General features: G+C 66.0%; 6 protein-coding genes. 1 reads left to right on the top strand and 5 read right to left on the bottom strand.

What is annotated here, in order from left to right; translation table 11 throughout:
* Window positions 1-114 precede the first annotated feature (114 nt).
* Genes fusA through rpsL form a run of 3 tightly spaced genes read right to left on the bottom strand, consistent with a single transcriptional unit; the run spans window position 115 to window position 3,125 of the window.
* On the bottom strand, window positions 115-2,241 hold the full coding sequence (gene fusA / locus ACIGXP_RS39250; RefSeq protein ID WP_363214372.1) for an elongation factor G: 2,127 nt from the start codon (window positions 2,239-2,241) through the stop codon (window positions 115-117).
* A gap of 39 nt (window positions 2,242-2,280) precedes the next feature.
* Window positions 2,281-2,751, bottom strand: coding sequence for a 30S ribosomal protein S7 (gene rpsG / locus ACIGXP_RS39245; RefSeq protein WP_003998848.1), 471 nt, complete (start codon window positions 2,749-2,751; stop codon window positions 2,281-2,283).
* A gap of 2 nt (window positions 2,752-2,753) precedes the next feature.
* Window positions 2,754-3,125, bottom strand: a complete 372-nt coding sequence (rpsL, locus tag ACIGXP_RS39240) for a 30S ribosomal protein S12 (RefSeq protein WP_003948652.1) — start codon at window positions 3,123-3,125, stop codon at window positions 2,754-2,756.
* A gap of 313 nt (window positions 3,126-3,438) precedes the next feature.
* Between rpsL and ACIGXP_RS39235 the strand changes: the two genes are divergently transcribed.
* Entirely contained in the window at window positions 3,439-3,885 is a 447-nt protein-coding gene (locus tag ACIGXP_RS39235) for a cold-shock protein (protein ID WP_399776713.1), read from the top strand.
* A gap of 89 nt (window positions 3,886-3,974) precedes the next feature.
* Here the strand turns inward: ACIGXP_RS39235 and ACIGXP_RS39230 are convergent, their stop codons facing one another.
* Window positions 3,975-7,874 (bottom strand): DNA-directed RNA polymerase subunit beta', encoded by a 3,900-nt coding sequence (locus ACIGXP_RS39230; protein ID WP_363214374.1) that lies wholly within the window; start codon window positions 7,872-7,874, stop codon window positions 3,975-3,977.
* A gap of 98 nt (window positions 7,875-7,972) precedes the next feature.
* The gene (gene rpoB, locus ACIGXP_RS39225) at window positions 7,973-11,458 is read right to left on the bottom strand and encodes a DNA-directed RNA polymerase subunit beta (protein ID WP_363214375.1); all 3,486 of its coding nucleotides are present in this window, start codon (window positions 11,456-11,458) and stop codon (window positions 7,973-7,975) included.
* Window positions 11,459-11,629 lie beyond the last annotated feature (171 nt).

Below are 11,629 nucleotides of genomic sequence, written 5' to 3'. Positions count from 1 at the left end.
CGGCGCCAGGTGATCTTTGCTGGGAAGCCCGGAACCCGGGGCATTCATCCGGGATTGCGGCTGAATGCCCCTTGAGGCTCCGGAGTCAAGCCTAAAGCGTGTGAACGCGGTGCGTTACTCGCCCTTGGCCTTCGCGATGATCTCCTCGGCGACGTTCCGCGGAACCTCGGCGTAGGAGTCGAACTGCATCGAGTAGCTTGCGCGACCCGACGTCTTGCTGCGGAGGTCGCCGACGTAGCCGAACATCTCCGACAGGGGCACGAGGCCCTTCACGACGCGGGCACCAGCCCGCTCCTCCATGGCCTGGATCTGACCACGGCGGGAGTTGATGTCGCCGATGACCTCACCCATGTAGTCCTCGGGCGTGGTGACCTCGACGGCCATCATCGGCTCAAGGAGCACGGGGGACGCCTTGCGCGCGGCCTCCTTGAAGGCCTGCGAACCGGCGATCTTGAAGGCGAGCTCGGAGGAGTCGACCTCGTGGTAGGCACCGTCGTGCAGGATCACGCGGACACCGGTCATCTCGTAACCGGCGAGGATGCCGAACTGCATGGCCTCCTGCGCACCGGCGTCGACCGAAGGGATGTACTCCTTCGGGATACGACCACCGGTCACCTTGTTCACGAACTCGTACGAGGTGTCGCCACCCTCGAGCGGCTCGATGCCGATCTGCACCTTCGCGAACTGACCGGTACCACCGGTCTGCTTCTTGTGGGTGAAGTCGACGCGCTCGACGGCCTTGCGGATCGTCTCGCGGTAGGCCACCTGCGGCTTGCCGACGTTGGCCTCGACCTTGAACTCACGGCGCATACGGTCGACCAGCACCTCAAGGTGCAGCTCGCCCATACCACCGATGATGGTCTGGCCGGTCTCCTCGTCCGAGTGGACCTGGAAGGACGGGTCCTCCTCGGCCAGGCGCTGGATCGCGACGCCCAGCTTCTCCTGGTCGCCCTTCGACTTGGGCTCGATGGCGACCTGGATGACCGGCGCCGGGAAGTCCATGGACTCCAGGATGACCGGGTTCTTGTCGTCGGACAGCGTCTCACCGGTGGTGGTCTGCTTCAGGCCCATGACGGCGACGATGTCACCGGCGCCCACCGACTCGATCTCCTCACGCTTGTTGGCGTGCATGCGGTAGATCTTGCCGATGCGCTCCTTCTTGCCCTTGACGGAGTTCAGCACGGCGGTGCCGGACTCCAGGCGGCCGGAGTACACGCGGACGAAGGTGAGCTTGCCGAGGTGCGGGTCGCTCATGATCTTGAACGCCAGCGCCGACAGCGGCTCGTCGTCGGACGGCTTGCGCTTGACGACCTCCTCCGGGTCGTTGACCGCGTGGCCCTCGATGGCCTCGATGTCAACCGGGGAAGGCAGGTAGCGCACGACCGCGTCGAGCAGGGGCTGGACGCCCTTGTTCTTGAACGCGGTACCGCAGAACACCGGGGTGATGGTGGTGCCGGTGCCCTTGCCGGAGGCGATGGTGATACGACGGATCGCGGCGTACAGCTGCTCCTCGGTGGGCTCCTGGCCCTCCAGGAACAGCTCCATGATCTCTTCGTCGTTCTCGGCGACGGCCTCGACCAGCTTGCCGCGCCACTCCTCGGCGGCCTCGGCGTGCGTGTCCGGGATGTCGACGACGTCGTACATCTCGCCCTTGGTCGCCTCGGCGGACCACACGAGCGCCTTCATGCGGACCAGGTCCACGACGCCCTTGAAGTCGGCCTCGGCACCGATCGGGAGCTGCATGACGATCGGCTGCGCGCCCAGACGGTCGACGATCATGTCGACACAGCGGTGGAACTCGGCACCGGTGCGGTCGAGCTTGTTGACGAAGCAGATACGCGGAACGCCGTAGCGGTCCGCCTGACGCCACACCGTCTCGGACTGGGGCTCAACGCCGGCGACGCCGTCGAACACCGTCACGGCACCGTCGAGCACGCGCAGGGAGCGCTCCACCTCGACGGTGAAGTCGACGTGACCCGGGGTGTCGATGATGTTGATGGTGTGGTCGACGTTCTCCAGCGGCCAGTGACAGGTGGTGGCAGCAGAGGTGATCGTGATGCCACGCTCCTGCTCCTGCTCCATCCAGTCCATGGTGGCAGCGCCGTCGTGGACCTCACCGATCTTGTAAGACACACCGGTGTAGAACAGGATCCGCTCGGTGGTGGTCGTCTTGCCCGCGTCGATGTGGGCCATGATGCCGATGTTGCGCACCTTGGCCAGGTCAAGTGAAGTGGTAGCCATAAGGCTTCAGTCTTCTCTCGGTCTCGATGTGGGTAGCGACTACCAGCGGTAGTGCGCGAAGGCCTTGTTGGACTCGGCCATCTTGTGGGTGTCCTCGCGCTTCTTCACGGCCGCACCGAGGCCGTTGGAGGCGTCGAGAAGCTCGTTGAGGAGACGCTCGGTCATGGTCTTCTCGCGACGGGCGCGGGAGTAACCGACCAGCCAGCGCAGCGCCAGGGTGTTGGCACGGCCGGGCTTGACCTCGACCGGGACCTGGTAGGTGGCGCCACCGACACGGCGGGACTTGACCTCAAGGGTCGGCTTGATGTTCTCAAGAGCGCGCTTGAGCGTGATGACCGGGTCGTTGCCGGTCTTCTCGCGCAGGCCCTCCATGGCGCCGTAGACGATGCGCTCGGCGGTGGAGCGCTTGCCGTTCAGCAGCACCTTGTTGATCAGGGAGGTCACCAGAGGAGAACCGTAGACCGGGTCGATGATGACCGGGCGCTTCGGGGCGGGGCCCTTACGAGGCATTCTTACTTCTCCTTCTTGGCGCCGTAACGGCTGCGGGCCTGCTTGCGGTTCTTGACACCCTGGGTGTCGAGGGAGCCGCGGATGATCTTGTAGCGAACACCCGGCAGGTCCTTCACACGGCCGCCGCGCACGAGCACGATGGAGTGCTCCTGCAGGTTGTGTCCCTCACCCGGAATGTAAGCGGTGACCTCGATGCCGCTGGTCAGACGCACACGCGCGACCTTGCGGAGGGCCGAGTTCGGCTTCTTCGGGGTGGTCGTGAACACACGCGTGCAGACGCCACGACGCTGAGGGGAACCCTCGAGTGCGGGCGTCTTGTTCTTCTCGACCTTGTCCTGCCGGCCCTTGCGGACCAGCTGCTGGATCGTAGGCACTACTTCTCCGGTTTCTGTGTGCCGATGGGTACAGCTAACCTGGAACTTCGCCGACCCACGCGGTCGGGTGTGTCGAATCCCGCAGATTCTCGCCGCAAGGCGAAAAGGGCGCAGATTACGGTGGCCGGTCGCAGCTCGCCATGCGGTCTGAAGGCACGCACGAGAGCCAGGGCACACCCCAGGCACAAGGTCTGAGCGTACCTACCTCATCCAGCTGGGTCAAAATGAAGGGGCCGGGGGCGCGGAATATCACGGCTAGGATCCCCCACAGATGTCCGGGCAAGGGGCCCGAGAAGGCTGTGATGGGGTTCAGATGGCTGTCGGCAAGGTCCTTCGGTTCGACGGGGTGCGGGGCTACGGGTTCATCGCTCCCGAGCACGGCGGCGAGGACGTCTTCCTGCACGCGAACGATCTGCTGATACCGGAGTCCTCCCTGCGGTCCGGGACGTGGGTCGAGTTCGAGATCGAGGAAGGCGACCGCGGACCCAAGGCGTCCTCCGTCCGGCTCGCCGACAGGGCACAGACACCGATGATGCCCCCGCCGGCGCGGCTCCAGGTGCCTCCGTCCGTGCAGGCCTACACCGCCGGACCCGAAGACGGTGAAGATCCCACGTGCGATGTGCTCAGCGTCGCGGAGTACAGCTTCGAGGTGACCGAACTCCTGCTGACCTCGGCCCCATGGCTGACCGGGGAACAGATCACGCAGCTCCGCCGGCAGCTGGTACAGCTCGGCAAGAGCCACGGCTGGGTCGAGGGCTGACACCTCCAGGACACTGCGCGCCGTACTCCGCATACGCCGAAGGGCGGTCACCCCACTGGGGTGACCGCCCTTCAACTCATGCTGCCCGCTTACTGGTTGTACGGACCGTAGTCGTAGTCCTCCAGCGGAACGGCCTGGCCGGAGCCGGTGCCGAACGGCGAGTAGTCGATGTCGTCGTAGCCGACGGCCGAGTACATCGCGGCCTTGGCCTCCTCGGTCGGCTCGACCCGGATGTTGCGGTAGCGGGACAGACCCGTACCGGCCGGGATGAGCTTACCGATGATGACGTTCTCCTTGAGGCCGATGAGGCTGTCGGACTTGGCGTTGATCGCCGCGTCCGTCAGGACTCGGGTCGTCTCCTGGAAGGAGGCGGCCGACAGCCAGGACTCCGTCGCCAGCGAGGCCTTGGTGATACCCATCAGCTGCGGACGACCGGAGGCCGGGTGACCGCCCTCCTGGACCACACGACGGTTCTCGTGCTCGAAGCGGGAGCGCTCGACCAGCTCGCCGGGCAGCAGCTCGGCGTCGCCCGACTCGATGATCGTCACACGGCGCAGCATCTGCCGGATGATGATCTCGATGTGCTTGTCGTGGATCGACACACCCTGCGAGTTGTACACCTTCTGGACCTCGCCGACCAGGTGGACCTGGACGGCACGCTGGCCCAGGATGCGCAGCACGTCGTGCGGGTTGGTGGCACCCACGGTGAGCTGCTGGCCCACCTCGACGTGCTCGCCCTCGCTGACCAGGACCTTGGCACGCTTGGAGATCGGGTACGCCGTCTCGTCGCTGCCGTCGTCCGGGGTGACGACGATCTTCTTGGTCTTCTCGGTCTCCTCGATCCGCACGCGGCCGGAGGCCTCGGAGATCGGGGCGACACCCTTCGGGGTACGGGCCTCGAAGAGCTCGACGACACGCGGCAGACCCTGGGTGATGTCGTCACCGGCCACACCACCGGTGTGGAAGGTACGCATCGTCAGCTGGGTACCGGGCTCACCGATGGACTGGGCGGCGATGATGCCGACCGCCTCACCGATGTCGACCAGCTTGCCGGTGGCCAGCGAACGGCCGTAGCACATCGCGCAGGTGCCGACGGCGGACTCGCAGGTCAGGACCGAGCGGGTCTTGACCTCCGCGACGCCGTTCTTGACCAGCTCGTCGATGAGCACGTCGCCGAGGTCGGTGCCGGCCGGGGCCAGCACCTTGCCGTCGACCACGATGTCCTCGGCGAGGCAGCGCGCGTACACGGACGTCTCGACGTCGTCCGCCTTGCGCAGCACGCCGTCCGCGCCGACCTCCGCGATGTGGAGCTTGAGGCCGCGCTCGGTGCCGCAGTCCTCCTCGCGGATGATGACGTCCTGGGAGACGTCGACCAGACGACGGGTGAGGTAACCCGAGTCGGCGGTACGCAGGGCGGTGTCCGCCAGACCCTTACGGGCACCGTGCGTGGAGATGAAGTACTCCAGCACGGACAGACCCTCACGGAACGAGGCCTTGATCGGACGCGGGATCGTCTCGTTCTTCGCGTTCGACACCAGACCACGCATACCGGCAATCTGACGCATCTGCATCATGTTGCCTCGTGCACCCGAGTTCACCATCATGAAGATCGGGTTGGTCTTCGGGAAGTTCTCGTTCATCGCCTCGGCGACCTCGTTGGTCGCCTTGGTCCAGATCGCGATGAGCTCCTGCGTGCGCTCGTCCTTGGTGATCAGACCGCGCTCGTACTGCTTCTGGACCTTCTCGTCCTGCGCCTCGTAGCCGCGGACGATCTCCTTCTTCGCCTCGGGAACGACGACGTCGGAGATGGCGACGGTGACACCGGAACGGGTGGCCCAGTAGAAGCCGGAAGCCTTCAGGTTGTCGAGCGTCGCCGCAACGATGACCTTCGGGTAGCGCTCGGCGAGGTCGTTGACGATCTCGGAGAGCTGCTTCTTGCCGACCTCGTAGTCGACGAACGGGTAGTCCTCGGGCAGCAGCTCGTTGAAGAGCGCGCGGCCCAGCGTGGTGTTCAGCCGGAAGCTGTCACCCTGCTGCCACTCCGGCTCGCCCTCCTCGCGCGCCGGCGGGGTCCAGCCGCGCGGCGGGATGGTGCCCACCGGGAAGCGGATGTCCACGCGCGACTGCAGCGACAGCTCGCCGGCGTCGAACGCCATGATCGCCTCGGCCACGGACGCGAACGAGCGGCCCTCGCCCTTGACGTCACGCATCTCGCCGTCGGTGGTGAGGAAGAACAGACCGAGGACCATGTCCTGGGTCGGCATCGTCACCGGACGGCCGTCGGCCGGCTTGAGGATGTTGTTCGAGGACAGCATCAGGATGCGGGCCTCGGCCTGCGCCTCCGCGGACAGCGGCAGGTGCACGGCCATCTGGTCACCGTCGAAGTCCGCGTTGAACGCGGTGCAGACGAGCGGGTGGATCTGGATGGCCTTGCCCTCGACCAGCTGCGGCTCGAAGGCCTGGATGCCGAGGCGGTGCAGGGTGGGAGCACGGTTCAGCAGCACCGGGTGCTCGGCGATGACCTCTTCGAGGACGTCGTACACGACGGTGCGGCCGCGCTCCACCATGCGCTTGGCGCTCTTGATGTTCTGCGCGTGGTTCAGGTCGACCAGGCGCTTCATCACGAACGGCTTGAAGAGCTCCAGCGCCATGGCCTTGGGCAGACCGCACTGGTGCAGCTTCAGCTGCGGACCGACGACGATGACGGAACGCGCCGAGTAGTCGACACGCTTGCCGAGCAGGTTCTGACGGAAGCGGCCCTGCTTGCCCTTCAGCATGTCGCTGAGGGACTTCAGCGGACGGTTGCCGGGGCCCGTCACCGGGCGACCACGACGGCCGTTGTCGAAGAGCGCGTCGACGGCCTCCTGAAGCATGCGCTTCTCGTTGTTCACGATGATCTCGGGCGCACCGAGGTCGAGAAGCCGCTTCAGACGGTTGTTGCGGTTGATCACACGGCGGTACAGGTCGTTCAGGTCGGAGGTCGCGAAGCGGCCACCGTCCAGCTGCACCATCGGACGCAGGTCCGGCGGGATGACCGGGACGCAGTCGAGGACCATGCCCTTGGGGCTGTTGCTCGTCTGCAGGAACGCGGAGACGACCTTCAGCCGCTTCAGGGCACGGGTCTTCTTCTGGCCCTTGCCGGTGCGGATGATCTCGCGGAGGCGCTCGGCCTCCTCCTCCAGGTCGAAGGACTCCAGGCGCTTCTGCAGCGCCGCGGCACCCATCGAGCCGTCGAAGTACGTGCCGAAGCGGTCACGCAGCTCGCGGTAGAGCAGCTCGTCGCCCTCGAGGTCCTGGACCTTGAGGTTCTTGAACCGGGTCCACACCTCGTCGAGGCGGTCGATCTCGCGCTGCGCACGGTCGCGCAGCTGCTTCATCTCGCGCTCGGCACCCTCGCGCACCTTGCGGCGCACGTCGGCCTTGGCGCCCTCGGCCTCCAGCTCGGCCAGGTCGGTCTCGAGCTTCTTGGCGCGGGCCTCCAGGTCGGCGTCCCGGCGGTTCTCGATCTGCTGGCGCTCGACCGAGACGTGCGCCTCCAGGGAGGGCAGGTCGCGGGTACGGCGCTCCTCGTCGACGTACGTGATCATGTACGCGGCGAAGTAGATGACCTTTTCGAGGTCCTTCGGCGCCAGGTCCAGCAGGTAGCCCAGGCGGCTCGGGACACCCTTGAAGTACCAGATGTGCGTGACGGGCGCGGCCAGCTCGATGTGGCCCATCCGCTCACGACGCACCTTCGCGCGCGTGACCTCGACGCCACAGCGCTCGCAGATGATGCCCTTGAAGCGGACGCGCTTGTACTTGCCGCAGTAGCACTCCCAGTCCCGGGTCGGACCGAAGATCTTCTCGCAGAAGAGTCCGTCCTTTTCGGGCTTCAGGGTGCGGTAGTTGATGGTCTCGGGCTTCTTGACCTCACCGTGGCTCCACTGACGGATGTCGTCAGCGGTGGCCAGGCCGATCCGGAGCTCGTCGAAGAAGTTGACGTCGAGCACTATGCGTCAATCCCTCTCAGGGTCGAAAGTCTGTGGTCTGAAACGGGGGCCTGGGGGTCGGCGGGGCCCTTGTGGGTCAGGGCCCCGCCGGACTCCCGTCAGACCTCTTCGACGCTGCTCGGCTCGCGCCGGGACAGGTCGATACCGAGCTCCTCCGCAGCGCGGAAGACGTCCTCGTCGGTGTCACGCATCTCGATGGACATACCGTCGCTGGACAGCACCTCCACGTTCAGGCAGAGCGACTGCATCTCCTTGATGAGCACCTTGAAGGACTCGGGGATGCCGGGCTCGGGGATGTTCTCGCCCTTGACGATGGCCTCGTAGACCTTCACGCGGCCGGTGACGTCGTCGGACTTGATGGTCAGCAGCTCCTGGAGGGCGTACGCGGCGCCGTAGGCCTCAAGGGCCCACACCTCCATCTCACCGAAGCGCTGGCCACCGAACTGCGCCTTACCACCCAGCGGCTGCTGGGTGATCATCGAGTACGGACCGGTCGAGCGGGCGTGCAGCTTGTCGTCGACCAGGTGGTGCAGCTTCAGGATGTACATGTAGCCGACCGAGATCGGGTCCGGGAACGGCTCACCGCTACGGCCGTCGAACAGCCGCGCCTTGCCGGACGGGAGCACCATGCGCTCGCCGTCGCGGTTCGGGATGGTGTGCTGCAGCAGACCCGCCAGCTCGTCCTCGCGGGCACCGTCGAAGACCGGGGTCGCGACGTTGGTGCGCGGGGCGACCTGGTCGGCGCCGATGGCCTGCAGGCGCTGGGCCCACTCGTCCGCGAGGCCGGAGACGTCCCAGCCGCGGCTGGCGAGCCAGCCGAGGTGGATCTCCAGGACCTGTCCCGGGTTCATTCGGGACGGCACACCCAGCGGGTTGAGGATGATGTCGACCGGAGTTCCGTCCTCGAGGAACGGCATGTCCTCGATGGGCAGGATCTTGGAGATGACACCCTTGTTGCCGTGGCGGCCGGCGAGCTTGTCACCGTCGGTGATCTTGCGCTTCTGCGCGACGTAGACGCGGACCAGCTGGTTCACGCCCGGCGGCAGCTCGTCGCCCTCCTCGCGGTCGAAGACGCGCACACCGATGACCTTGCCGGTCTCGCCGTGCGGCACCTTCAGCGAGGTGTCACGGACCTCACGGGCCTTCTCACCGAAGATCGCGCGCAGCAGGCGCTCCTCCGGGGTCAGCTCGGTCTCACCCTTCGGGGTCACCTTGCCGACGAGGATGTCACCGGCGATGACCTCGGCACCGATGCGGATGATGCCGCGCTCGTCGAGGTCGGCGAGGACCTCCTCGGAGACGTTCGGGATGTCCCGGGTGATCTCCTCGGGGCCGAGCTTGGTGTCACGGGCGTCGACCTCGTGCTCCTCGATGTGGATCGAGGAGAGGACGTCGTCCTGCACGAGGCGCTGCGACAGGATGATCGCGTCCTCGTAGTTGTGACCCTCCCACGGCATGAACGCCACGAGCAGGTTCTTGCCGAGGGCCATCTCGCCGTTCTGGGTGGCCGGGCCGTCGGCCAGCACCTGGCCGGTGATGACGCGGTCGCCCTCGTTGACGATGACCTTCTGGTTGACCGAGGTGCCCTGGTTGGACCGGGAGAACTTGGCCAGGCGGTACGTGATGTACGTGCCGTCGTCGTTGGCGGTGGTGATGTAGTCCGCGGAGACCTCCTGGACCACACCGTCCTTCTCGGCCTTGACCACGTCGCCGGCGTCGACCGCGGAGCGGTACTCCATGCCGGTGCCGACGAGCGGAGCCTCGGACTTAATCAGCGGCACGGCCTGACGCATCATGTTCGCGCCCATGAGGGCACGGTTGGCGTCGTCGTGCTCCAGGAAGGGGATCATGGCGGTCGCGACCGACACCATCTGGCGCGGCGAGACGTCCATGTAGTCCACGTCCTCGGGGCCGACGTAGTCGACCTCGCCGCCACGGCGGCGGACCAGCACGCGGGCCTCGGCGAACCGCATCTCGTCGTTCAGCGGCGCGTTGGCCTGCGCGATGACGAAGCGGTCCTCCTCGTCGGCGGTCAGGTAGTCGACCTCGTCGGTGACCTGGCCCTCGACGACCTTGCGGTACGGCGTCTCGATGAAACCGAACGCGTTGACCCGGCCGTAGGAGGCCAGCGAGCCGATCAGACCGATGTTCGGGCCTTCCGGCGTCTCGATCGGGCACATGCGGCCGTAGTGCGAGGGGTGCACGTCACGGACCTCGAAGCCGGCCCGCTCACGGGAGAGACCACCCGGGCCGAGGGCGTTCAGACGACGCTTGTGCGTCAGCCCCGACAGCGGGTTGTTCTGGTCCATGAACTGGGACAGCTGGCTGGTGCCGAAGAACTCCTTGATGGAGGCGACGACCGGCCGGATGTTGATCAGGGTCTGCGGCGTGATCGCCTCGACGTCCTGCGTGGTCATGCGCTCGCGCACGACACGCTCCATACGGGCGAGACCCGTACGGACCTGGTTTTGGATCAGCTCGCCGACGCTGCGGATACGACGGTTGCCGAAGTGGTCGATGTCGTCGGTCTCGACCATGATCGAACGGCCGGACTCGCCGATCGTCTCGGTCTCGCCGGCGTGCAGCTTCACCAGGTACTTGATGGTGGCGATGATGTCGTCGGTGGTGAGCACACCGGCGTCCAGCGGCTCGTCCGCACCGAGCTTCTTGTTCACCTTGTAGCGGCCGACCTTGGCGAGGTCGTAGCGCTTGGGGTTGAAGTAGAGGTTCTCCAGCAGCGTCTGCGCGGCCTCACGCGTGGGGGGCTCGCCCGGACGCAGCTTGCGGTAGATGTCGAGCAGCGCGTCGTCCTGGCCCTGGGTGTGGTCCTTCTCCAGGGTGGCGCGCATGGACTCGTACTCGCCGAACTCCTCGAGGATCTGCTCGGTCGTCCAGCCGAGCGCCTTGAGCAGCACGGTGACCGACTGCTTGCGCTTGCGGTCGATGCGGACACCGACCATGTCGCGCTTGTCGATCTCCATCTCCAGCCAGGCACCCCGGGACGGGATGATCTTGGCGGAGAAGATGTCCTTGTCGGACGTCTTGTCAATGCTGGAGTCGAAGTAGACACCGGGGGAACGGACCAGCTGAGACACAACGACACGCTCGGTGCCGTTGATGACGAAGGTGCCCTTGTTCGTCATGAGCGGGAAGTCACCCATGAAGACCGTCTGGGACTTGATCTCACCGGTCTCGTTGTTGGTGAACTCGGCGGTGACGAAGAGCGGGGCGGCGTACGTGAAGTCGCGCTCCTTGCACTCGTCGATGGAGTTCTTCGGCGGCTCGAAGCGGTGGTCCCGGAACGTCAGGGACATCGACCCGGAGAAGTCCTCGATCGGGGAGATCTCCTCGAAGATCTCTTCCAGACCGGACTTGGTGGGGACGTCCTGACCGTTCTCCAGAGCCTCCTCGACCCGACTCTGCCAGGCGGTGTTGCCGAGCAGCCAGTCGAAGCTCTCGGTCTGCAGCGCGAGCAGGTTCGGAACCTCGAGAGGCTCCTTGATCTTTGCAAAGGAGATGCGCAGCGGGGCGGTGCTGGCGCCGTTGTTCGTATTCGCGGTCGAGGCATTGCGCGAGGCGGCCAAGAGGGGGTCCTTCCGAGGGCTCGGACTCACTACGCGCGTGCCGGCCCCTCTCCCGTACACAGAGACAGAAACCCCAGGTCAAGGGGGCTTTTGTCTTCAGTGCTCGAGTGAGGGCAGACCCCTGGTGACGGGCAGGGGACAGCTAACAGGCAGCGCAAAGGGTCAGTGTAG

The organism is Streptomyces sp. NPDC053069 (genome assembly GCF_044546895.1).
Classification (GTDB): Bacteria; Actinomycetota; Actinomycetes; order Streptomycetales; family Streptomycetaceae; genus Streptomyces.
Note: the sequence above shows the minus strand (reverse complement) of the source record. Positions and strands in the feature narration are given on the sequence as shown.